The organism is Saccharothrix algeriensis (assembly GCF_016907655.1).
Lineage (GTDB): Bacteria > Actinomycetota > Actinomycetes > Mycobacteriales > Pseudonocardiaceae > Actinosynnema > Actinosynnema algeriense.
This window is the reverse complement of sequence record NZ_JAFBCL010000001.1, coordinates 39,887-63,087: the sequence shown is the minus strand read 5'-3', so window position 1 is coordinate 63,087 and position 23,201 is coordinate 39,887. Positions and strand designations below refer to the sequence as shown.

18 protein-coding genes are annotated in these 23,201 nt (G+C 75.8%); 11 read left to right on the top strand and 7 right to left on the bottom strand.

The window, feature by feature from the left end; all coding sequences use genetic code 11:
- Positions 1 to 42: 42 nt before the first annotated feature.
- Positions 43 to 849, bottom strand: coding sequence for an ABC transporter permease (locus tag JOE68_RS00275; RefSeq protein WP_204840326.1), 807 nt, complete (start codon positions 847 to 849; stop codon positions 43 to 45).
- Entirely contained in the window at positions 846 to 1,790 is a 945-nt protein-coding gene (locus JOE68_RS00270) for an ATP-binding cassette domain-containing protein (protein WP_204840325.1), read from the bottom strand. The genes JOE68_RS00275 and JOE68_RS00270 overlap by 4 nt, the downstream gene beginning before the upstream one ends.
- Positions 1,791 to 2,229: 439 nt before the next feature.
- Between JOE68_RS00270 and JOE68_RS00265 the strand changes: the two genes are divergently transcribed.
- Both JOE68_RS00265 and JOE68_RS00260 read left to right on the top strand, forming a co-directional pair.
- Entirely contained in the window at positions 2,230 to 3,294 is a 1,065-nt protein-coding gene (locus JOE68_RS00265; RefSeq protein ID WP_204840324.1) for a long-chain-fatty-acid--protein ligase, read from the top strand.
- A 3-nt stretch (positions 3,295 to 3,297) separates the two neighbouring features.
- Positions 3,298 to 4,668 carry an acyl-CoA reductase gene (locus JOE68_RS00260; RefSeq protein ID WP_204840323.1) on the top strand — a complete coding sequence of 457 codons (1,371 nt, stop codon included), beginning with the start codon at positions 3,298 to 3,300 and terminating at the stop codon, positions 4,666 to 4,668.
- Positions 4,669 to 4,832: 164 nt separating this feature from the next.
- Here JOE68_RS00260 and JOE68_RS00255 read toward each other — a convergent pair whose 3' ends face one another.
- Positions 4,833 to 4,970 carry a hypothetical protein gene (locus JOE68_RS00255; protein ID WP_204840322.1) on the bottom strand — a complete coding sequence of 46 codons (138 nt, stop codon included), beginning with the start codon at positions 4,968 to 4,970 and terminating at the stop codon, positions 4,833 to 4,835.
- Positions 4,971 to 5,161: 191 nt separating this feature from the next.
- Between JOE68_RS00255 and JOE68_RS31615 the strand changes: the two genes are divergently transcribed.
- The 4 genes from JOE68_RS31615 to JOE68_RS00235 all read left to right on the top strand — a co-directional run bounded on the left by JOE68_RS31615 (position 5,162) and on the right by JOE68_RS00235 (position 11,300).
- Positions 5,162 to 6,325, top strand: coding sequence for a sugar efflux transporter (locus tag JOE68_RS31615; protein ID WP_307819389.1), 1,164 nt, complete (start codon positions 5,162 to 5,164; stop codon positions 6,323 to 6,325).
- A 292-nt stretch (positions 6,326 to 6,617) separates the two neighbouring features.
- Positions 6,618 to 7,883, top strand: coding sequence for a cytochrome P450 (locus JOE68_RS00245; protein ID WP_204840320.1), 1,266 nt, complete (start codon positions 6,618 to 6,620; stop codon positions 7,881 to 7,883).
- Between the two features lie 137 nt (positions 7,884 to 8,020).
- A complete protein-coding gene (locus JOE68_RS00240; protein WP_204845841.1) occupies positions 8,021 to 8,905 on the top strand; it encodes a DMT family transporter in 885 nt (294 codons plus the stop codon).
- A gap of 46 nt (positions 8,906 to 8,951) precedes the next feature.
- The gene (locus JOE68_RS00235; RefSeq protein ID WP_204840319.1) at positions 8,952 to 11,300 is read left to right on the top strand and encodes a PEP/pyruvate-binding domain-containing protein; all 2,349 of its coding nucleotides are present in this window, start codon (positions 8,952 to 8,954) and stop codon (positions 11,298 to 11,300) included.
- Positions 11,301 to 11,322: 22 nt separating this feature from the next.
- On the opposite strand, the gene JOE68_RS00230 is transcribed toward JOE68_RS00235, so the two are convergent.
- The 3 genes from JOE68_RS00230 to JOE68_RS00220 form a co-directional block, all read right to left on the bottom strand.
- A complete protein-coding gene (locus tag JOE68_RS00230) occupies positions 11,323 to 12,489 on the bottom strand; it encodes a 4-hydroxybenzoate 3-monooxygenase (protein WP_204840318.1) in 1,167 nt (388 codons plus the stop codon).
- Between the two features lie 189 nt (positions 12,490 to 12,678).
- Positions 12,679 to 13,506, bottom strand: a complete 828-nt coding sequence (locus JOE68_RS00225) for a siderophore-interacting protein (protein WP_204840317.1) — start codon at positions 13,504 to 13,506, stop codon at positions 12,679 to 12,681.
- 46 nt (positions 13,507 to 13,552) lie between these two features.
- Positions 13,553 to 15,820 (bottom strand): ATP-binding cassette domain-containing protein, encoded by a 2,268-nt coding sequence (locus JOE68_RS00220; protein ID WP_204840316.1) that lies wholly within the window; start codon positions 15,818 to 15,820, stop codon positions 13,553 to 13,555.
- 73 nt (positions 15,821 to 15,893) lie between these two features.
- Between JOE68_RS00220 and JOE68_RS00215 the strand changes: the two genes are divergently transcribed.
- Positions 15,894 to 16,682 (top strand): TetR/AcrR family transcriptional regulator, encoded by a 789-nt coding sequence (locus tag JOE68_RS00215; protein WP_204840315.1) that lies wholly within the window; start codon positions 15,894 to 15,896, stop codon positions 16,680 to 16,682.
- Between the two features lie 132 nt (positions 16,683 to 16,814).
- Positions 16,815 to 17,603 carry a putative protein N(5)-glutamine methyltransferase gene (locus tag JOE68_RS00210; RefSeq protein WP_204840314.1) on the top strand — a complete coding sequence of 263 codons (789 nt, stop codon included), beginning with the start codon at positions 16,815 to 16,817 and terminating at the stop codon, positions 17,601 to 17,603.
- Positions 17,604 to 17,641: 38 nt separating this feature from the next.
- Here JOE68_RS00210 and JOE68_RS00205 read toward each other — a convergent pair whose 3' ends face one another.
- On the bottom strand, positions 17,642 to 18,565 hold the full coding sequence (locus tag JOE68_RS00205) for a GNAT family N-acetyltransferase (protein WP_204840313.1): 924 nt from the start codon (positions 18,563 to 18,565) through the stop codon (positions 17,642 to 17,644).
- Positions 18,566 to 18,782: 217 nt separating this feature from the next.
- On the opposite strand from JOE68_RS00205, the gene JOE68_RS00200 reads away from it, so the two are divergent.
- The 3 genes from JOE68_RS00200 to JOE68_RS00190 are packed head-to-tail and all read left to right on the top strand — an operon-like array spanning position 18,783 to position 23,159.
- On the top strand, positions 18,783 to 19,364 hold the full coding sequence (locus tag JOE68_RS00200) for a PadR family transcriptional regulator (protein WP_204840312.1): 582 nt from the start codon (positions 18,783 to 18,785) through the stop codon (positions 19,362 to 19,364).
- Between the two features lie 13 nt (positions 19,365 to 19,377).
- Positions 19,378 to 22,056, top strand: a complete 2,679-nt coding sequence (locus JOE68_RS00195) for an SCO1167/SCO6262 family helicase (protein ID WP_204845840.1) — start codon at positions 19,378 to 19,380, stop codon at positions 22,054 to 22,056.
- Positions 22,053 to 23,159, top strand: coding sequence for an SWIM zinc finger family protein (locus JOE68_RS00190; protein WP_204840311.1), 1,107 nt, complete (start codon positions 22,053 to 22,055; stop codon positions 23,157 to 23,159). The genes JOE68_RS00195 and JOE68_RS00190 overlap by 4 nt, the downstream gene beginning before the upstream one ends.
- The last annotated feature ends 42 nt before the right edge of the window (positions 23,160 to 23,201 follow it).

The following is a 23,201-nucleotide window of genomic DNA, read 5'->3' as shown; positions in this document are numbered from 1 at the left end:
CGCCGGACCGGGCGCCGCGGGGCGCCGACCGCCCCGCGGCCCTCAGGCGCGCCGGCGGTAGGCCCGGACCGCCAGCGGCGCGAAGACCGCGACGAACACCGCCGACCACAGCAGCGCCCACAGCGCCGACCCGGCCACCGGGCCGCCGACCATCAGCCCGCGCGCCGCGGTCATCACGTGCGTCACCGGGTTGACCTCCACCCACGACCGCAGCCACCCCGGCAGCGTCTCGGCGGGGGCGATCATGCTCGTGCCGAAGGTCAGCGGGAACAGCGCCAGGAACCCGATGCCCTGCACCGAGCCCGGTGTGCGGGCCAGCATCCCGACCAGGACGAACGCCCAGCTCAGGCTGAAGGCGAACAGGATCGCCAGCAGGCAGGCCGCCAGGGCGGGCAGCAGCCCGGTGGTCACCCGGAACCCCATCAGGGCGCCGAACAGCAGCAGCGACACCACCGCCGCCACGTACCGGACGAGGTCGCCGAGCACCGAGCCGACCAGCGGGGCGGACCGGCCGATCGGCAGGCTGCGGAACCGGTCGAAGACCCCCTTGCCGATGTCGGCGTTGAGGTTCACGCCGGTCGCCACCCCGGCGAACACGGTGCTCTGCACCATGATCGCGGGCAGCAGCAGCTGCAGGTACCCGTGCGTCGAGCCGGCCACCGCGCCGCCCAGCAGGTACACGAAGACCACCACGAAGATCGCCGGCTGGAGCGTCACGTCCAGCAGCTGCTCGGGCGTCCGCGCGGTCTTGACCAGGCTGCGCCCGGCCAGCACGAGGCTGTGCCGGACCAGGGCGAAGGGCCGGTCGGCGCCCCGCGCGGGCGCGGTGCGGTGCGCGGTGAGCGTCATGCCGCCTCCTCGGTGTGCTGCCCGGTGAGGGCGAAGAACACCTCGTCCAGGCTGGGCAGCCGCAGCGACAGCTCGGCCACCCCGATGCCCAGCGCGTCCAACCGCCTCACCACCTCGGTGAACGCGGTGTCGCCGGCGACCGGCACGGTGACCACGCCCCGGCTCGGCGACTCCGGCTGGTGCCCGGACACCGCCGCCAGCACGGCGGCGGCGTCGGCCAGCCGACCGGGGTCGGCGGGCCGGACCAGGACCGTCTGGCCGCCGACGACCCGCTTGAGCGCCGCGGGCGTGCCGTGCGCGATGACCCGGCCGTGGTCGATCACCGAGATCTCGTCGGCCAGCGCGTCGGCCTCCTCCAGGTACTGCGTGGTCAGCAGCACGGTCGCCCCGTCGGCGACCAGCGAGCGGACCACGTTCCAGATGTCGTCCCGCTTGGCCGGGTCCAGCCCGGTGGTCGGCTCGTCGAGGTAGATCACGTCCGGCCGGCCGACCAGGCTCGCGGCCAGGTCCAGCCGCCGCCGCATCCCGCCCGAGTAGGTCTTGGCGGGCCGCCCGGCCGCGTCGAGCAGGTCGAACCCGGCCAGCAGCTCGGCCGCCCGCGCCTTGGCCTCGGCGGTGCGCAGGTCGAGCAGCTGCCCGATCAGCACCAGGTTCTGCGTGCCGGTGAGGTCCTCGTCCACCGACGCGTACTGCCCGGTCAGCCCGATCAGCCGGCGCACCCGCGCGGCGTGCTCCACCACGTCGAGCCCGCCCACGGTGGCCCGGCCGCCGTCGGGGCGCAGCAGCGTCGCCAGGATGCGCACCGCGGTCGTCTTGCCCGCGCCGTTGGGCCCCAGCACCCCGAGCACCGTGCCGGTGCGGGCGGCCAGGTCGACCCCGGCCAGCGCGGTCGTCCTCCCGTACCGCTTGACCAGGCCCTCGGCCTGGAAGGCGTAGTCCATCGTTCCTCCACTCGGCGTCATGTGCGGCCAGGGTCGGGGCGGGGAGTGCCGGATCGCGGGCAGGCGCGTGTCACCGGGTGGCACGCGCCTGTCCGCGATCCGACACGGGTTCGCCCGCGATCCGGTGTGGGCCTGCCCGCGATCCGGTGCGGAGCCGTCGGCGGCGCGGCAACGGCCGCAGCGCGCCCGGCTGCGATCGGCTCAGGGCGCTGCTCCCGGTGGCGACGCGCCGCGAAGCGGTGACCCGGCGTCGCGGGGTGAAGGGGTACTGCGTTCAGCCGAACTTCCTTGTAGGTCGCGAGTGGACGTTGCTAGCGTGCCGAAGTCGCTGCCCGGCCGGGGATGGACACCAGGGCGCACCGGAGCGCCCGCTGGGGATGTCACCACCTTCCGCCCGACTTCTCGTCGGGTCGCCCTCTCGACCGCATGGAGGCAGTCGATGACCGTTGCCCACCACGACCCGCACGTCGGACGCCTGTTCGAGGAGATGGCGCTGCTCGTCACCGACGGGGTCGGCGATCCGGCGGCCCTGCACGGGCAGCTGGTCGAACTGGCCGCGGCCAACGCGCCCGACGTGGCGCGGTACTGGAAGCAGGTCGGCGCCGGGGTGGGGGTGCCGGACACGGCCTACAAGGACGGCGGTCCGCACCTGTTCCCCGACGAGCCCGCGGTGCGGGTGTTCCGCACCAGCGGCACGACCGGCTCGGTGCGGGGCAGCGTGCGCTACTCCCGGCTGGGCCTGGAGCTCAAGGCCCTGGCGGTGCGGGCCAACGCCCGGCGCAGCGTGGCGCGCGCCGGCGAGCGGCCGGTCGTCGTCCGGTTCGCGCCCACCGAGGAGGCCGCGCCGGACATGGCGATCGCCTTCGACCTGGCGCGCATCCAGGAGGAGTGCGGCGACCCGGAGCTGAGCACGTCGGTGGTCGGCCCGGCCGGCGTCGACTACGACCTGCTGGCCGCGACGCTGGACGCGGCGGTCGCCGAGGGGCTGCCGGTGGTGCTGGTGGGCGCGAGCTTCGCGTTCGTCAACGCCTGCGACCGGCTGGCGGCGCAGGGCCGGGGCTGGGAGCTGCCGCCGGGCTCGCGCATGTACGACGGCGGCGGCTTCAAGGGCAGGTCGCGGGTGATGCGGGTGGACGACCTGCGCACGGCCGTCCGGCGCGTGTTCGGCGTCGAGGAGTTCGACAACATCTTCGGGATGACCGAGCTGGCCAACCAGCTCTACGACGCGGCGGACGTGCCGGTGGGCCCGTTGGGGGAGCGCCCCAAAGCCTACCGGCACTTCGGCGGGCCCCGCGTCCGCGACCCGCGCACCCGCGAGTTCCGCACCGAGGGACCGGGCCTGCTGGAGATCACCGACCTGTCGGTGCTGGACCGGCCGCACGTGCTGCTGACCGGCGACCTCGGCGTGGCGACCCCGGACGGCGTGGCGGTGGCGGGCCGCGTCGCGGGCAGCACCAGCCGGGGCTGCTCGCTGTCCCTCGACGAGATGACCGGAGGCCGGTGAGCCGTGAGCGTGTCCTGGATCCCGCGGTGGTGCGACACCGAGACCGAGCCCTTCACCCTGTCCGCCGGCCCGCACGAGTGGCGCGGCGCGCGGCCGACCGACTGGGCCGCCACCGGCGAGGGCCTGCGCCGCGCGCACGAGCGGCTGCGCGACCTGCCGGTGCGCCGCATCGTGGAGGCGGTCGACGTGGCCGCCGAGCGCTGGGCCAAGCGCGACTTCCCCGAGCGCCGCGCGGCCGTCGAGGCCGCCGCGCGGGTCACGGGCATGTCGGTGGAGACGGTGGACCGCGCGCTGGACGCCGAGGTCGGCGTCGCCCTCCGCGCGCCGTCGCTGATCGCCGCGCTGGAGCGCGAGCTGGGCGACCCGGAGGTGCTCGACGGCTTCCGGGGCGGCGCCACGGCCGTCGGGCCGCGCACCGCGCTGGCGGTGTTCTCCGGCAACGTCCCGGGCCTGCCCGCGCGGTCGCTGGTGCGGGCGCTGCTGGTGAAGTCCAGCGTCATCGCCAAGGTCCCGGCCAAGGAGCCGCACTTCACCGCCGCGTTCCTGCGCACCCTGCACGAGGTGGAGCCGCGGCTGGCCGACGCGGTGGTGGCGACCTACTGGGACCGCGACGACGACGCGACCATGTCGGCCGCGCTGGAGCAGGCCGACGCCGTCATCGCCTACGGCAGCGACCAGGCGTGCGCGGCGATCCGGGCGAAGGTCGCGCCCCACCAGCTCTACGAGGAGCACGGCCACAAGCTGTCCTTCGGCGTCGTCAGCGCCGCCTACGCCCGGCTGCACGGCCCGGCCGAGGTGGCGCGCCGGATCGCCGCCGACTGCAGCGACTTCGACCAGCACGCCTGCCTGTCGCCCCAGGTGTACCTGGTGGCCGCCGAGCACGCCCGCGCCGTCGCCGAGCACGTGGCCGACGCGATGCGCCGCGCCGCCGCCGACTGCCCGCCGGGCGCGGTCGCCGACCAGGACGCCGCGGTGCTGCAGCACCGGCGGCTGGTCGCCGAGTGGCGGGCCGCCGGGCGCGCCTCCTGCGAGGTCTGGGCGGCCGGCGGTCTGGAGTGGACGGTCGTGCTGGACGACGCGCTGCTCCCGCTCAGCGGCGCGGGCAACCGGGTGGCGCGGATCGTCGCGGTGCCCGACGTGGCCGCCGCGGTGGCGGCGATGCGCCCCTACGCCGCGCACCTGCAGACCGTCGGGCTCGGCGCGGTGGGCGACGAGTTCTGGCGCGCGGCGGGGGAGTTGGCCCGCGCGGGCGTCAGCCGGGTCGCCGAGCCGGGCGCGATGGCCCGCGCCTCGATGCGGTGGCGGCACGACGGCCAACCGCGCATCGCGGGCCTGGTCCGGTGGTGCGACGTGGAGGCGGCGCCCGAGCGCTGATCACGCGGAGCACGGGTGCGGCCCCCATCCCGGTCGGGACGGGGGCCGCACCCGTGCGGGCGGACCCGCCGCCCTCCGGCGGCCCCCACGCCGCCGATGATCACCGCGACCGGCGCGGCACCTGATCTTCTGTCGGAATAATTCCTTCAGTGTCGACTTAAAGATCAATCGACCCGGCGGTGGCGGCCGGTCGAGCGGCCCTCGGCGGCCCCGTCGCGCAACGCCTGGAACAGCCCCGGGTTCCCCGCGGCGGTGAGCCGCTGCCGCAGTCGCGCGACGACCAGCCGGACGTTCCGCTTCACCTGTGCCGGGTCGATCTCGCCTTCGTGCTGTGCGTCGGGTCCTCGATGTTCCACCCGCCTGCCGTACCCGACCCGCCCGACGGGCAAACGGTCCAGGCCGGCCGGGCAGGTGATCGCCCTCACCGTCCAACGGGTGGAATCCCGTTTCTCCGCCGGGGGGCGCGGTGGTGAGGATGACCGGTGTGGCCCTCGTGAGCGAAACCCCCGTCCAGCCCCGTTCCGGGCCCTTCCTGCCGCTGCTGTCGGTGAACCTGCTGACCGGCCTGGGCTACGCGCTCGCCGGGCCGTTCCTGTCGCTGTTCCTGATCAAAGAGCTGCACGCCGGCCCGGTCGCGGTCGGCGCCTTCCTGCTGACGAGCGCGCTGTCCGCCGTGGTCACCAGCACGGTGCTCGGCAGGCTGTCCGACGCGCGGGCGGTGCGGCGCAACCTGCTGGTGTGCGGGGCGCTGGCGGGCACGGTGTCCTCCGGGCTGTTCGCGCTGCTGCGCGACTACTGGCTGCTGCTGGTGGTGTCGCTGACGCTGGCGGCGGTGGCGTCGTCGCTGATGCCGCAGACCTTCGCCTACGCGCGGCAGGCGCTGGAGCGCACCGGTTCGGCGCGGGGGCCGCTAGCGATCAGCGCGCTGCGCACGATGGTCTCGGTGTCCTGGGTCGGCGGTCCGCCGCTGGCCGCGCTGCTGATCGACTCGGCCGGGTTCACCGGCCTGTTCGCGGTGGCGGCCGCGGTGTACCTGGTGGCCGCGCTGGTGACGGCGCTGCTGCTGCCGGAGCTGGGCGGGGGAGCGGTCGCGGTCGCGGGGCGGGCGCGGTCGGGGCCGGGTCGGGAGGTCGTGCTCGCGGCGGTGGCGTTCGTGCTGCTGCAGGGCGCGACGTCGGTGGGCGTGCTGGCGATGCCGCTGTACGTGACCGACGTGCTGCACGGCACGACCGGTGACGCCGGGCTGGTCCTGGGGTTGTGCGCGGCGCTGGAGATCCCGCTGATGCTGGGGTTCGGCGCGCTGGCGATCCGGGTCGACCACCGGCGGCTGGTGCTCGTCGGCGGCGCGGTGGCGCTGGCCTACTACGGCGTGATGCTGGCGACCCAGGCGACCTGGCAGGTGGCGGCGGCGCAGGCGCTGCACGCGGTGGTGATCGCGGCGGTGATGGGCGTGGGCATCTCCTACTTCCAGGACCTGGCCCCGGATCGCCCCGGGCACGCCACCACGCTGTTCACCAACACGGCGAAGATCAGCGCGATGCTGTCGGGCCCGCTGCTGGCGCTGGCGCAGGTGCTCGGCTACCGCAGCGCGTACGCGATCGGCCTGGTGCTGTCGGCGGCGGGGCTGGGGCTGCTGCTGGCGGCCCGGCGGCGCTGACCGCCGGCGCGGCCCTGCCAGGCGCGGTCCCGAGGCTCCCGGGGGTCGGTTCGGCGGCTCGCCGCCGTGGGGTCGTGCTGCCCCGATCGGGTGGGCCGGCTGCACCGTTCGGGTCGTGCGGCATCCTGTGTGGTGCGGATCACGGTTTCGGATGCCCGGAATGGGCGTGACTTGCGCGATCGTCGATCGTCCGACACCGGCTGCGGCATGTCAATCCGCCTGTGGCTCGATGCTGCTCGCTCGTACGTACGGTTACCGTCGGGCAGATCAACCTGGGGAAGAGGGGTGTGGGATGGCGACTCTGGCGTCGGTGCGCGACGGATTGGTGGCGTGGGTCGCACGGCGTTCGGTGACGCGCTGGGTGATGGGGAAGGTCGGTTCGCGGGCGTTGTCGCTGCTCCCGGATCGCGCGCTGGTCCCGTTGAAGCGGGACGGGGTGGAGCCGGTCGCCGAGCTGGGGCGGATGGTGGAGGCGGGGCCGGTCCACCGGTTGCCGGTGCCGTTCGGGGTGAAGGTGTGGTTGGTCACAGGCCAGGCCGAGGCGAAAAAAGTGCTTTCCGACACAGAGGCGTTCAGTAACGATTACGCCCGGCTCGGCGCGGCGGTGGGGCGGATCGAGCAGACGCCCGGCGGCCTGGGCTTCGCCGACCCGCCGGACCACACGCGGCTGCGCAAGCTGCTGACGCCGGAGTTCACCATGCGCCGGCTGGCGCGGCTGGTGCCGCGCATCGACGAGATCGTGACCGAGCGCCTGGACGCGATGGAGGCGGCGGACGGGCCGGTCGACCTGGTGCGGGAGTTCGCGCTGCCGATCCCCTCGCTGGCCATCTGCGAGCTGCTGGGCGTGCCCTACGGCGACCGCGCGCGGTTCCAGGAGCTGGCGGCGGCGCGGTTCGACCTGTTCGGCGGCGCGACCTCGGCGCTGGGCGCGATCTCGGAGTCGTTGCGGTACATGGAGCAGATCGTCCGCCGGGAGCGGCGGTCGCCCGGCGACGGCCTCATCGGCATGATCATCCGCGAGCACGGCGACGAGGTCAGCGACGCGGAGCTGGCCGGCCTGGCCGACGGCGTGCTGACCGGGGGGTTCGACACCACCGCGAGCATGTTGGCGCTGGGCGCGATCGTGCTGATGGGCGACCCGGCGGCGCGGGCGGCGATGCGCGACGACGACCAGGCCGTCGGCCCGCTGGTGGAGGAGCTGCTGCGGCACCTGAGCGTCGTGCAGGTGGCGTTCCCGCGGTTCGCCAAGCACGACCTGGAGATCGGCGGGACGCGGGTCGAGGAGGGCGACGTGGTGGTGGTGTCGTTGAGCGCCGCCAACCGCGAGGGCTTGGAGCGCATGGACTTCGACGCGGCGCGCAAGGTCTCGGCCCACCTGGCGTTCGGCTACGGCGCGCACCGGTGCGTGGGGGCGGAGCTGGCGCGGATGGAGCTGCGGGCGGCCTACCCGGCCCTGCTGCGGCGCTTCCCCGACCTGCGCCTGGCCGACGAGCGCCCGTCGTTCCGGACGGCGTCGATCGTGCACGGGGTGGACTCGCTGATGGTGCGCACCCGCTGAGGCGGTGGGGGGACCTGTCGGCAGCGGGTCCCTGCCGATCTTGAAGCAGGGCTTAAAGCTCGTCCAGAAGCCTTCACTTTTCTTAACGGCAGCCCTGCGGCAGCGTGAGCGGGGTGTTGAGCGGATCAGCGGTGCGGATGGGTCTTCTGGCGCTCCTGTGGGGCTCCTGCTTCCTGTGGATCGAACTGGCCCTCACCGGCCTGGCCCCGGTGCAGATCGCGGTGGTCCGCTGCGCGCTGGGCGCGGCGGTCCTGCTGGGCCTGGCGCTCGTGCGGCGCCAGCGGCTGCCGCGCGACCGCGGGACGTGGGCGCGCCTGGCGGTGGCGGCGCTGTTCTGCAACGCCCTGCCGTTCGTGCTGTTCGGGATCGGCCAGCAGAGCGTGGACTCGGGCGTCGCGGGCGTGCTCAACGCCACGACCCCGTTGTGGTCGCTGCTGATCGGCCTGCTGCTGGGCACCGAGCGCGGGCCGACCCCGCGGCGGGTCGGCGGGCTGGTCCTCGGGTTCGCGGGCGTGCTGGTGATCTTCGCGCCGTGGCAGCGGCACGGCCTGGCGAGCTGGGGCGCGCTCGCCCTGCTCGGCGCGGCGGCGAGCTACGCGGTGGCGTTCGCCTACATGGGCCGCGAGCTGGTCGGCCGGGGCGGGCCGGTGGCGATCTCCGCCGCGCAGCTGGCGGCCGCCACCGGCCTGAGCGCCCTGGCGCTGCCCGCCTCGCCGCCCGCCCACCTCAACGCCACCGCGGTGGTCGCGGTGGTGGTCCTGGGCGTCTTCGGCACGGGGGCCACGTTCGTGCTGAACTACCGGATCATCGAGGACGAGGGCGCCACCAGCGCCGCCACGGTCGGCTACCTGCTGCCGGTGGTCTCCCTGGCGCTCGGCGCGCTGGTGCTCGACGAGCCGCTGACGCCCGGGGTCGTCGCCGGCATGGCGGTGGTCCTGGTGGGGGTGGCGCTGACCCGCCCGGCCCGGCGCGCCGCGGGGCGCGACCGCCGCCCGCCCGCGGAGCAGCGCGCCGGCGGGTGACCGCGTTCCCGGGACGCGCCCGCGCCGAGCCTGCCAGGATCACCGGATGGGGACCGGAGCTCTCGTGCTGCCGCTGGACGATCCCAGGGCCGACCTCGACGTGGTCGGCGGGAAGGGCGCGTCGCTGGCGCGGCTGCGGCGGGCGGGCCTGCCCGTGCCCGACGGCTTCCACGTGACCACGCACGCCTACCGCGCGTTCACCGCGGGCCTGGGCGTCGGGCGACCCGACGCCGCGTCGGTCGCGGCGGGGGAAGTGCCGGCGGAGGTCGCCGCCGCGATCCTGGCCGCGCTGCCCGCCGGCCCGGTGGCGGTGCGGTCCTCGGCCACCGCCGAGGACCTGCCCGACCTGTCGTTCGCCGGTCAGCACGACACGGTCCTGGACGTGCGCGGCCGGGACGTGCTCGACGCGGTGCGGCGCTGCTGGGCGTCGCTGTGGACCGAGCGCGCCGTCGCCTACCGCGCCCGCCACGGCGTCGCCGACGCGGCGATGGCCGTGGTGGTGCAGGAGATGGTGCCCGCCGACGCCGCCGGCGTGCTGTTCACCGCCGACCCGGTCACCGGGGCCCGCGACCGGACGGTGGTCGAGGCCGCGCCCGGTCCCGGCGACGCGCTGGTGGGCGGGGAGGTCACCCCGGAGCGGTACGCGGTGGTGGACGGGGCCGTGACCTCGGGGGGAGACCTGCTCGACGACCGGGAGGTGCTCGAGCTGGCCGCGCTGGGCGCCCGCGCGCAGGAGCTGGTCGGTGCGCCGGTGGACGTCGAGTGGGCCCGGGTCGGCGGCCGGTTCGCGCTGCTGCAGGCCCGGCCGATCACCGCCCTGGAGGAGGTGTGGAACGACAGCCTGCGCGGCGACTACCTGTGGACGTGCGCGAACCTCGGCGAGGCGGTGCCCAGCGTGATGACGCCCGCCACCTGGTCCGTCGCGCAGGCCCTGGCGCAGCCGCCGATCGGCGGGCACCCCACCGCCGGCAACATCGGCGGCCGGTTCTACCTCAACCTCAGCGCCGTGCTGGCCGTCGGCTCCGCGCTGGGGCTGGGCGGGCCGGCGCGGCGGCTGGCGGCGGAGGTGTTCGGCCACCTCCCCGACGGCGTGCGGGTGCCGGCGCTGCCGATGTCGCGGCCGGCCACCGTGCGGGCGGCGCTCGCGGCGCTGGCGCCGTTCCTCCGGCAGCAGCGCGAGTACGCCCGGCGCGTCGAGGGGCTCCTGGCCGCCGCGCCGGCCCGCGCCGGGCGGCTGCGCGACCGGATCGCCGACGCCGACACCCCGGCGCGGCTGCTGGCGCTGTGGGTGTCCGAAGTGGAGGTCTTCCTGCGCGACGACATCCGCGTCTACGACGCGGGGGCGCGGGCGGGCGCCCGCGGCGGTGGCGCCCGGCTGCGGCGCACCCTGCGCCGGCTGGTGGGGGAGCGCGACGCCGCCGCGCTGCTGACCGGCGCGCACGGCCCGGCCGGCGAGCTGGCCGGCCTCGGCCCGCTGCTGGCGCTGGCGCGGCTGCGGCGCGGGGAGATCGACCGCGAGACCTACCTGCGGGAGTGGGGGCACCGGTTCGCCGACGAGTTCGAGCTGTCCGCGCCCCGGCCCGCCGAGGACCCCGACTGGCTGGACCGGCAGGCGGCGGTCGACGGCCCGGACCCGGCGGAGCTGCTGGCCGGGCAGGCGGCGGCGCGGGAGGCGGCGTGGCGGCGGCTGGTCGCCGCGCACCCGCGCCGGGCCGCGCGGCTGGGGCGCGCGCTGGCCGCGCACGGGGCGGCGGTCCGGCTGCGCGAGCGCGCCCGCTCGGAGATGGTGCGCGGGTTCGGCGTGCTGCGGGCGTTCCTGGTGCGGGCGCGGGAGCTGACCGGCCACGACGTGTTCTTCCTGTCCCTGGCCGAGACCGCGGCGGTGCTCGGCGGCGACCCCGGCCCGGTGTCGGCGATCCCGGCCCGCCGCCGGGCCTACGAGCGCTACCGGGCGCTGCCGCCCTACCCGACGGTGATCCGCGGCCACTTCGACCCGGTGTCCTGGGCGGCGGACCCGGACCGGCGCGGCGACGTGCACGCCCCCGCCGCCGCCGCGCCGCCCGGCCGGGAGGTCACCGGCCTGCCCGGCGCGGCGGGCGTGGCGGAGGGCGTGGTGCGGGTGATCCCGTCGGTGGCCGACGGGGCGGCCCTGCGGCCGGGCGAGGTCCTGGTGACGACCGTGACGAACATCGGGTGGACACCGCTGTTCCCGCGCGCGGCGGCGGTCGTGACCGACGTCGGCGCGCCGCTGTCCCACGCGGCGATCGTGGCCCGCGAACTGGGCATCCCCGCCGTGGTCGGCTGCGGCGACGCCACCGCCCGCCTGCGCACCGGCGACCGCGTCCGGGTCGACGGCGCGCGCGGCACCGTCACCCCCGTCGACCGGGCGGGCTGAGCCGGCCGCGCGGCGGGCCCCCTCAGCGGCCGGTCTCGTGGGGCAGGCCGACGTAGTTCTCGGCGAGGCCGGTCGCCGCGGCCTCCGACGAGCAGACGTAGCGGAGCTGGGACAGCTGCAGCTGCCGGTCGAACTCGTCACCCGAGGTGTGCAGCATCGACGTCATCCACCACGAGAAGTGGGTGCACCGCCACACCCGCCGCAGCGCCCGCTCCTCGTAGCCGTCGAGCAGGTCGGTGCGACCCTCGGTGAAGAACGCGCCGAGCGCCTCGGTCAGCACCGCGACGTCGGCGACGGCCAGGTTGAGGCCCTTGGCCCCGGTCGGCGGCACGATGTGCGCCGCGTCGCCGACCAGGAACAGCCGGCCGTGCCGCATCGGGGTGCTGACGAAGCTGCGCATCGGCGTGATGCCCTTGTCCACGATCGGGCCGTCGGCCAGCGACCACCCGTCCAGGCCCAGGCGGGTGCGCAGCTCGTCCCAGATGCGGTCGTCGGACCACGCCTCGACGCTCTCCGCCGGGTCGACCTGGAGGTAGAGCCTGCTCAGCTCCGGCGACCTCATGCTGTGCATGGCGAACCCGCGCGGGTGCCAGGCGTAGATCAGCTCGTCGGTGGACGGCGGGACCTCGGCCAGGACGCCCAGCCAGCCGTAGGGGTAGTCGCGCTGCCAGGTGCGGCGCAGCGGTTCGGGGATGCTGGGGCGGCTGACGCCGTGGAACCCGTCGGCGCCGACCACGACGTCGGCCCGCACGGTGCGGGCCGTGCCGTCGCGGTCCACGAAGGACAGCGCCGGCCGGTCGCCGTCGACGTCGTGCAGCGCGGTCCGCGACACCTCGAAGTGCACGGCGTCGGCCCGCACCGCGAGCAGGTCCTTGACCACCTCGGTCTGCCCGTAGACCCACACCGAGCGCCCGGTGAGCGCGTGGAAGTCGATCCGGTGGCGCTCGCCGGGCCACTGCAGGTGGATGCCGTCGTGCCGCAGCCCGCGGGACTTGAGCCGGTCGCCGAGACCGGACTCCACCAGCAGGTCCGCGGTGCCCTGCTCCAGCACCCCGGCCCGGATGCGGGCCTCGACGTACTCCCGTGAGCGGTTCTCCACCACCACGGAGTCGATGCCGCGCAGGGACAGCAGGTGGGACAGCAGCAACCCGGCGGGACCGGCACCGACGATGGCGACCTGTGTGCGCATGGGAGCAGCCTGCTGCACCGGGGGCGACCGCGACAGCGGCGGTTTCCGCTCAGTGGCAGGGCGCCCGGTCCGCGCCGGGTTGATCAATTTATTCCATGATTTCAGTGCAGACTGGAATCAAAGATCACGGCGGTCCGGCGCACGGCGGAGCCCCGGTCGCGGGAAGAGCCGCGACCGGGGCTCCCGGGCTCACTCGGCGACGCGTTCGCGCGCCTCGGCGAGGTCTTCCTCGGTGGGGGCGTCGTCCTGGGTGAGGGCGAGCCGCCAGTAGCCGGCGAAGTCGATCTGCTGCCTGGTCAGGCCCCGGTCGTCGATCAGGTGCCGGCGCAGGGCGCGCACGGCGCCCGCCTCGCCGGCGATCCAGGCGAACGGCGTGCCCTCGGGGAACTCGGCGGCGCGCACCGCGTCGAGCAGCGCGGTGCCGCGGCCGGGCGGGGCGTCGCCGCGGTGCACCCAGCGCAGGTCCACCTCGGCGGCGCTGGGCAGGACCTGCTCCTCCTCCGCCCCGGCGACCTCCGCGCGGACCAGCGCGCGGCTGCCCGGCGGCAGCGCCGCCAGGTGGCTCGCGATGGCCGGCAGGGCGGTCTCGTCGCCGGCGAGCAGGATCCAGTCGAACCGGCCCGGGGTGGTGCGGTAGGCGGCGGAGGGCCCGTAGCGGCCGAGGGTGTCGCCGGGGCGGGCGGAGGCGGCCCAGCGGGTGGCGGGGCCGGCGTCGGCGTGCAGGACGAAGTCGATGTCGATCTCGTGGGTGTCGGGGTGGTGGGCGCGGACGGTGTAGCTGCGCAGCCAGGGGCGCCGTTCCTCCGGGAGGGCCTGGTAAGCCTGGTACCAGCCCAGGCCGTACCGGTCGCCGGCGGCGACGGGCAGGTCGGGCACGGGGTGGCCGGGTTTGGGGATGAGCAGCTTCAGCTGCTGGTCGGGCCAGGTGGGGAAGTCGTCCAGGCCGTCCCCGGTGAACCGCACGCGCACGACGTGCGGCGTGACGGGGTGGACGGCGGTGACGTGCAGGAGCGGCACGGGGTTCTCCCGTTCTCGGGCCGGGTTTCTCGGGCGGGGGGCTTCGTCAGGACCGGGGCGCCACGTAGGCGCGCAGGTGCTGGGCGGTGAGGGTGCTGCCGTCGGCGACCAGGTCCGCGGGGGTGCCGGTGAACACGACGCGCCCGCCGTCGTGGCCCGCGCCGGGGCCCAGGTCGATGATCCAGTCGGCGTGGGCCATGACGGCCTGGTGGTGCTCGATGACGATGACGGTGTTGCCGTCGTCCACGAGGCGGTCGAGCAGGGCCAGCAGCTTGTCGACGTCGGCGAGGTGCAGGCCGGTGGTGGGTTCGTCGAGGACGTACGTGCCGGCCTTCTCGGCCATGTGGATGGCGAGCTTGAGGCGCTGCCGCTCGCCGCCGGACAGGGTGGTGAGGGGTTGGCCGAGGGACAGGTAGCCCAGCCCGACGTCGACCAGCCGGTCGAGGACGGCCTTGGCCTGCTTCTCGGTGAAGAAGTCGCGGGCCTCGGTGGCGGACATGGCGAGGACTTCGCTGATGTCGCGGCCGCGCAGGCGGTGGGTGAGGACTTCGGGGGTGAACCGCTTGCCCTCGCACCGCTCGCAGACCGTGGCGACGCCGGCCATCATGGCGAGGTCGGTGTAGACCAGCCCGATGCCCTTGCACTGGGGGCAGGCGCCTTCGGAGTTGGCGCTGAACAGGGCGGCCTTGACGCCGTTGGCCTTGGCGAAGGCGGTGCGGACGGCGTCGAGCAGGCCGGTGTAGGTGGCGGGGTTGCTGCGCCGGGAGCCGCGGATGGGGGACTGGTCGACGGTGACGACGTCGTCGCGGGAGCCCAGGGAGCCGTGGATCAGCGAGCTCTTGCCGGAGCCGGCGACGCCGGTGACGACGGTGAGGACGCCGAGGGGGACCTCGACGCTGACGTCGCGGAGGTTGTGCAGGGTGGCCCCGGTGATGGGCAGCTGCCCGGTGGGGGTGCGGGGCCGGTCGCGCAGCCGGGCGCGGTGGTCGAGGTGGCGGCCGGTGAGGGTGTCGGAGGCGCGCAGGTCGTCGACGGTGCCGGTGAAGCGGATCTCGCCGCCGCCGGCGCCCGCGCCGGGGCCGAGGTCGACGACGTGGTCGGCGATGCGGATGGTCTCCGGTTTGTGCTCGACGACCAGGACGGTGTTGCCCTTGTCGCGCAGGCGCAGCAGCAGGTCGTTCATGCGCTGGATGTCGTGCGGGTGCAGGCCGACGGTGGGCTCGTCGAAGACGTAGGTGACGTCGGTGAGGGCGGAGCCGAGGTGGCGGACCATCTTGACGCGCTGGGCCTCGCCGCCGGAGAGGGTGGCGGACTGGCGGTCGAGGCTGAGGTAGCCCAGGCCGATCTCGACCAGGGAGTCGAGGGTGTCCTTGAGGGTGGCGGTCATGGGGGCGACGGAGTCGTCGTCGATCTTGGCGACCCAGTCGGCGAGGTCGCTGATCTGCATGGCGGAGCAGTCGGCGATGGTGGCGCCGTCGATGCGGCAGGACAGGGCGGCCCGGTTGAGGCGGGCGCCGCCGCAGGCGGGGCAGGTGGCGAAGGTGACGGCGCGGTCGACGAAGGCGCGGATGTGGGGCTGCATGGACTCGCGGTCCTTGGACAGGTAGAGCCGCTGCACCTTGGGCACGAGACCTTCGTAGGTGAGGTTGTTCCTGCCGACCTTGATCTTGGTCTGCTCCTTGTGCAGGAAGTCGGCCCACTGCTGCTCGGTGTAGTCGCCGAGCTTGGCGTCGGGGTCGAGGAAGCCGGAGGCGGCGTAGGTCTGGACGTACCAGTTGTCGGGGGTGAAGCCGGGGACCTTGATGGCGCCCTCGTTGAGCGACTTGTCCCTGTCGACCAGTTCGTCGACGTCGATGGTGGTGACGCGGCCGAGGCCCTCGCAGTCGGGGCACATGCCCTCGGGGAGGTTGAAGCTGAACGCGCCGGCGGGGCCGACGTGGGGCGTGCCCAGGCGGCTGAACAGGATGCGCAGCAGGGTGTGGGCGTCGGTGGCGGTGCCGACGGTGGAGCGGGAGTTGGCGCCCATGCGCTCCTGGTCCACGACGATGGCGGCGCTGAGGTTGCGCAGGGCGTCCACGTCGGGGCGGCCGAGGCTGGGCATGAAGGACTGGACGAACGCGGTGTAGGTCTCGTTGATCAGGCGCTGCGACTCGGCGGCGACGGTGCCGAAGACGAGGGAGGACTTGCCGGAGCCGGAGACGCCGGTGAAGACGGTGAGGCGTCGTTTGGGGATATCGACGTCGACGTTCTTGAGGTTGTTCTCCCGGGCGCCTCGGACCTGGATGACGTCGTGGCTGTCGGCCGCGGTTGCCATGCGGTTGTTCCCCCTGCGTTGTTTATGGCGTAAAGTGCCGAGCCAGGTTAGTTTATGGCGTAAGGAGACGCAAGTGGTGGTGTTCGCCGGGCAAGGTGACGCGCGCCGGTCGATGGAGCTGCTGTGGCGCTCGGCGGAGCCGGGGGCGCGGCCGGGCCCCAAGCCGGGGCTGAGCGTCGACGCCATCGTGGACGCCGCCATCGCGGTGGCCGACGAGCACGGCATGGCGGCGCTGTCGATGCGGGCGGTGGGGGAGCGGCTGGGGCGCACGGCGATGGCGCTCTACACCTACGTGCCGAACAAGGCCGAGCTGATCGACCTGATGTACGACAAGGTGCTGGGGCAGCTGCCCGCCGACTACCCGCTGGAGCGGGGGTGGCGCCCGGCGCTGACGGCGTGGGCGGGCGACGTGCGCGCGTTCTACCTGTGGCACCCGTGGGTGCTGCAGGTGTCGCAGGCGCGGCCGGTGCTGGGGCCCAACGAGTTCCGGATGCTGGAGACGCTGCTGCGCGTCCTGCGGGAGACCGGGCTGGAGCGGTCGGTGCTGCGCGGCGTGGTCGGGTCGGTGTCGCAGTTCGTGCGGGGCTCGGCGGCGGTGATCGCCGACGCGCGGCGGGCCGCCCGGGAGACCGGCGTGTCCGACGAGGAGTGGTGGTACACGCGGTCGCCGCTGCTGGAGGAGCACTCCGCGCGGTTCGAGGAGCGGTTCCCGCTGTCGGCGTGGCTGGGTGAGGAGGACCCGCCCCCGACCGGCGACGAGTGCACGCCCTACCTGGAGCGCGACGCCGAGTGGAACTTCGCCGTCGGCCTGGAGGTGCTGCTCGACGGCATCGACGCCGCCATCACCCGATCGGTGGGGTAGGGTTCGCGGACCTGTCCGGTGCCGAGCGCGAGGGGGTGGGACCCGTTTCCGTCGTCGTGGTGGTGTCGCCCCCCGGTCCGCCGGAGTCCGGCTGAGCGTCGGGGCGCCCGTGGAATCGCGGAAGGCGTTCCCTTGATCGTGGACGTGTCGTCGCTGCCCGGTGTCGTCGCGCGGCTGCGGGCCGCGGGCTGCGTGTTCGCCGAGGACGAGGCGGCGCTGCTGGTGCGGGAGGCGGGCACGCCCGGCGCGCTGGAGGCGCTGGTCGCCCGCCGGGTGGCCGGGGAGCCGCTGGAGCAGGTGCTCGGGTGGGCGTGGTTCCGGGGCCTGCGGATCGCGGTGGAGCCGGGGGTGTTCGTGCCGCGCCTGCGCACCGGGTTCCTGGTCGAGCGGGCGGCGGCGCTGCTGCGGCCGGGCGCGGTGGTGGTGGACCTGTGCTGCGGGAGCGGCGCGGTGGGCGCCGCGCTGGCGGCCGTCGCGCCGGTGCGGCTGTACGCGGCGGACCTGGACCCGGCGGCGGTGCGGTGCGCGCGGCGCAACCTCGGCGCGGAGCGGGTGTTCCGGGGCGACCTGTACGCGGCGCTGCCCGCCGGGCTGGCGGGGCGGGTGGACGTGGTGGTGGCCAACGCGCCGTACGTGCCCACCTCGGCGATCGCCACGATGCCGCCGGAGGCGCGCGACCACGAGCCGCCGGCCGCGCTGGACGGCGGCGCGGACGGGCTGGACGTGCAGCGCCGGGTGATCGCCGGGGCGCCCCGGTGGCTGGCGCCCGGCGGGTCGCTGCTGGTGGAGACCGGCGAGCGGCAGGCGCCGGCCACCCTCGCGGCGTTCGAGCGCGCCGGGTTCGCCGCGGCGGTGGCGCGCTCGGCGGAGGTCGACGGGACGGTGGTGGCCGGCGTCCTGACCGGCGACGTCACCCCGTGACCGCGGCGGTCACGCGGTCGTCGGGGGCCTGCCGCGCGCTACGGCCCGGTGACCCCGTCGGTGAGCTCGCGCACCACGTCGAGCTGGCCGACGTGCCGGGCGTACTCCTGCACCATGTGGAACACGATCCACGCGAGGGTGGGCGGCGGCCCCGCGTCGCGCGGCCACCGCGCCGCGCGGTCGGCGAGGTCGGCCGCGGCGGCGATCTCCCGGGACCGCGCGCACTGCTGCCGGTGGAACGCCCGGATGCCCGCGGTGGTCTCGCCCTCCTCGACGGTCCACTCGGCCCGCTCGACCGCCGGGTTGCCGCGCGGCTCGGCCACGTCCTCGCCCGCGAAGTACCACCGGAACCAGCGCAGCTCCACGTGGGCCAGGTGCTTGACCAGGCCCAGCGGCGTCCAGCCGGAGGGCACGCGCGAGGCGCGCAGCTGCTGCTCGGACAGCCCGTCCAGCTTGCGCAGCAGGGTGTTGCGGTGGAAGTCCAGGTACTCGTGCGCCAGCCGGGCCGGGTCGGCGATCCGCGGCGACGGCTCGGCCGGCACCTCGATCCGCGCGCGCACCGCCTCGCCGTCGACCTCGACCGCCGCGCCCAGCCGGCGCAGCACGGCCAGGGCGGCGGCGTTGCCCGCGGTGGTCTCGGCGGTCACCACGCGCAGGCCGCGCAGCAGGGCCTGCTCGACGACCCGGGACACCGCCTGCGCGCCCACGCCCGCGCCGCGCGCCGACCGGGCCACCCACAGGCCGGTCTCCCCGGCCGCGGTGAGGCGGATCATGCCCACCGTGCGGTCGCCGTCGCGGATCTCGTAGGCGTCGGCGAGCAGGGCGCGGTAGAACTCGCGGAACTCCTCGGCCCGGTCCGGCGTCCAGCCGGGCGGCATCACGTCGCCCGGGTCGGCGTCGGACACCGCGAGCGCCAGCAGCCGCTCCAGGCCGTGCTCGTCCAACGGTCGCAGCCCGATCACCGCACCCACCTCCCGATCACCGCGCGCCCTCCGGCGGGGTGCGCTGCCCGCGCGCGCCGCCCGCCCGGTCCGCCGGGGTCGGGCCGGGCGGCGGCGCCACCCGCGGCACGGGCCCGGGCGCGCCGCCGGGCGTCGGTCGTCGCGACAGGGGTCATCGGCCCATCCTGGCCCGGCCTACCCTGGTCGCGGAACCGGATTACGGCAGGACAGGAACACGATGTCGGCGACGAGGCTGCTGGTCCTCGGCGTGGTGCGCGGCTACGGCCGCGCGCACGGCTACCTGATCGGCAACGACCTGATGTCCTGGGGCGCGGGGGAGTGGGCCAACGTCAAGTGGGGCTCGATCTACCACGCCCTCAAGCAGCTCACCAAGGACGGGTGCCTCACCGACGAGACCGTGCCGCCCGCGCGCACCGACTACGTGCTGACCGCCGAGGGCGAGCGGGAGTTCCAGCGGCTGCTGCGCGACGCGCTGCGCCGCCCCGAGACCCGCCCGGACCTGCTGGGCGCGGGCCTGGCGCTGCTGCCGTCGCTGAGCCGGGCCGACGCCGTGGCGCTGCTGCGCGAGCGGCTGGCGGCCCTGGAGGACCGGCGCGACACCGCGGGCAGCCAGGCCGCCGAGTGGGGCGGCCCGCCGCACGTGCGGGAGCTGTTCGGGCTGTGGCGGCACGCGGCCGACAGCGGGGCGCGGTGGACGCGGGGCCTGGTGCGGCGGCTGGAGGAGGGCGCGTACCCGATGGCGGGCGAACGCGGCTCGCCCGGCGCGCCCGGCAGCTGGGCTATGCTCGGACCCCGGTGATCTAGGGGGAGCGCTGGACACAGGTCTCGAGCGGTGCGCGGTCGTCTTCGAACCCGCCGACCCACCGCGCACGTCCACCCTGGCCTTCCACGGCGACGGCCTGCCCGACCGGCCGCCCGCGGGCCGGCTCGTCCTGGCCCGGCCGGACGGCGCCGCCCACGAGGTCGCCGCCGTGCGGCTGCCGGTGGCCCGTGCGGTGCCGCTGCTCTCGCGCGCCCGCCGCGACCCCCGCGCCGACCCGGCCGCCGCGTTCTGGGGCGCGGCCGTGGTCCTGGCCCTGCACCTGATCGCCCGCGGCCGGGTCCGCCCCGCCGTCACCGACGGCGACTTCGACGCCTGGCGGCTGGGCCCGCTCGACGCCGCCGACGCGCGGCGGATCCGCGAGCTGGCGCAGGCCATGCCCGCCGCCGCGCGCGCCGTGCCGCTGCCCGGCCGCGACCCGCTGGAGCTGGCCGAGGCCGAACCGCACCTGCGCGCGTTCCTCGACGCCGTCGCCGACACCCTGCCGCGCGGCGCGGCGGCCGCGCGCGCCGCCGGCGCGCCCGCCTTCGCCGCCACCGCGCCGCAGCGGGTGGCGCACCTGCGCGCCTGGGCCGAGCCGGGCGTGCGGATCTCGCTGCGCGTGGAGGGGCACGACCCGCTGCGCGCCGTGGTCCAGGTGCACAGCCTGGCCGACCCGACCGCGGTGGTCGACGCCGCCCGGCTGTGGGCGGGCGCCGACCCGCGCGCCCGGTCCGAGGCCCTGGTCGGCCTGCGCCGCGCCGCCCGCGCGTTCCCGCCGCTGGAGCGGCTGCTCGACCTGCCCGTGCCCGACGAGGTGGCGCTGCTGGACTCCGACGTGGACCTGCTGCTGCGCGACGGCGCGACGCGGCTCGCCGCGGCCGGCGTGGAGGTGCACTGGCCGCGCGAGCTGGTGCGCGACCTGTCGGCCAAGGCCGTGTTCGGCGGCTCGGCCGAGCGCCCGTCCTTCTTCGGCCCCGACCGGCTCACCGCGGTGAACTGGCAGCTCGCGCTCGGCGACGACCCGCTGACCCCCGAGGAGCTCGACCGGCTCGCCGAAGCGCACCGCCCGGTCGTGCGGCTGCGCGACCGCTGGGTCCTGGTCGACCCCGAGCTGGCCCGCAAGGCCCGCGAACGCGACCTCAAGCCCGTCACCGCCGTCGAAGCCCTCGGCGCGGCCCTGACCGGGGTCGCCGAGATCGACGGCGAGCAGGTCCCGGTGACCGCCACGGGCTGGTTGGCCGACCTGCGCGCCCGCCTGGCTGACCCGGAGCACGCCGCGGAACGGGCTGTGGCACAACCCGCCGCCCTGCGGGCCACCCTGCGCGACTACCAGCTGCAGGGGCTGCGCTGGCTGGACCGCATGACCTCGCTCGGCCTCGGCGCCTGCCTCGCCGACGACATGGGCCTGGGCAAGACCATCACCCTCATCGCCCTGCACCTGCACCGCGCCGCCGGGCCCACCCTGGTCGTGTGCCCGGCGTCGCTGCTGGGCAACTGGCAGCGCGAGGTCGAGCGCTTCGCGCCCGGCGTGCCCGTCCGCCGCTACCACGGCGCGGGCCGCGAGCCGGCGCACGAGGGGTTCGTGCTCACCACCTACGGCACCATGCGGCTGGACGCCGACCGGCTCGCCGAGGTCGACTGGGGCCTGGTCGTCGCCGACGAGGCCCAGCACGTCAAGAACCCCGCCTCGGACACCGCCAAGGCGCTGCGCCGCATCCCCTCCGCCGCCCGCGTCGCCCTCACCGGCACCCCGGTGGAGAACAGCCTGACCGAGCTGTGGGCCGTGCTCGACTGGACCACCCCCGGCCTGCTGGGCCCGCTGCCCCGGTTCAAGGCCCGCTGGGCCACCCCGATCGAGGCCGACCGCGACCAGGCGACCGCCGCCCGGTTCGCCGCCCTGGTCAGGCCGTTCCTGCTGCGCCGGCGCAAGACCGACCCCGGTGTCGCGCCCGAGCTGCCGCCCAAGACCGAGACCGACCGGCCGGTGGCGCTGACCCGCGAGCAGGCCGGCCTCTACGAGGCGGTCGTGCGCGAGCTGATGGCCGAAGTCGCCGAGGCCGACGGCATGGCCCGGCGCGGCAAGGTCGTCAAGCTGCTCACCGGCCTCAAGCAGGTGTGCAACCACCCCGCCCAGTACCTCAAGGAGGCCGACCCCGTCCTCGCCGGCCGCTCCGGCAAGCTCGAGCTGCTCGACGAGCTGCTGGGCACGATCCTCGCCGAGGACGGCGCGGTGCTGGTGTTCACCCAGTACGTCGCCATGGCCCGGCTCATCGGCCGGCACCTGACCGCGCGCGGCGTCGGCAGCCAACTGCTGCACGGCGGCACGCCCGTCCCCGCCCGCGAGGAGATGGTGCGCCGCTTCCAGGACGGCGGGGTCCCGGTGTTCCTGCTCTCGCTCAAGGCCGCCGGCACCGGCCTCAACCTCACCCGCGCCGACCACGTCGTGCACTACGACCGCTGGTGGAACCCGGCCGTGGAGGACCAGGCCACCGACCGCGCGCACCGCATCGGCCAGACCCGGCCCGTGCAGGTGCACCGGCTCATCGCCGAGGGCACCGTCGAGGACCGCATCGCGCGGCTGCTGCGCGCCAAGCGCGCCCTCGCCGACTCCGTGCTGGCCCGCGGCGAGGGCGCGCTGACCGAGCTCACCGACGCCGAGCTGGCCGACCTGGTGGAGCTGAGGGCGTGAGCGGGCGCGTCAAGGGCTTCCCGGCGTTCGGCAAGGGCGTGCGCCGCGCCCGCTCCTGGTGGGGCCGGGCCTGGCTGCAGGCGGTGGAGGACACCTCGCTGGACCAGCGCCCGCTGCGGCAGGGCCGCGGGTACGCCCACGCCGGCCTGGTCGGCACCATCACCGCCAGCCCCGGCCGGCTCTCCGCCGCCGTCTACGACACCGAGGACACCTACCACACCACCGTGCGGCTGGAGCCGTTCACCGACGCCGAGTGGGACCGCTTCCTCGGCCAGGTCGCCGCCAAGACCGGGCACCTGGCCGCCCTGCTCGACCGCGAGATGCCCCGCGAGCTCGCCGAGGCCGCCGCCGACGCGGGCGTGCGGCTGCTGCCCGGCATCGGCGACCTCGACCCCGAGTGCACCTGCCCCGGCTGGGAACTGCCCTGCCGGCACGCCGCCGCCCTGTGCCACCAGGCGTCGTGGCTGCTCGACGCCGACCCGTGGGTGCTGCTCCTGCTGCGCGGCCGGGACCAGGACGAGGTCGTCGCCGGGGCCCGCCCCCCGGCCGGAGCCCGCGGCGTGCCGGCCACCGACGCCCACGCCCGGCCGCCGGTCGACCTGCCCCCCGACCCGCCGCCGGCCGACCTCGGACCCCTGCCGGAGTTCGAGCCCGTCGAAGGGCTCGACGTGGCGGTGCTGGCGGTCCTGGTCGCCGACGCGGCGGCCAAGGCCCGCGAACTGCTGCTCACCGGCGAGCTGCCCGAGCCGGACGAACGGCGCGACCGCATCCGGCTGGCCGCCGCCCACCCGGAGCTGGCCGACCGGCTCGACGCCCGCCCGCCCGAGGTCGCCGCCTGGCGGCAGGGCGGCCCCGCCGGGCTGGAGGTGCTGGAGGAGCCCTGGACGCCGGCCGGGCCCGACGCGGCCCGTGCCCGCGCCGCCTGGGCCGACGGGGAGCTGCCCGCCGCGCGGGTCTGGCGCAACCGGTGGACCGTGCGCGACCGGCAACTGCGCTACGGGCGCGACGGGCGCTGGTACCCCTACCGCTCCCGCGACGGGCGGTGGCTGCCCGCCGGGCGCGCCGACCGCGACCCCGCCGCCGCGTTCGCCGAGCTCAGCTGACGTTCACCACAGCTGTGGTACCACAGCTGTGGTGGTACCGGG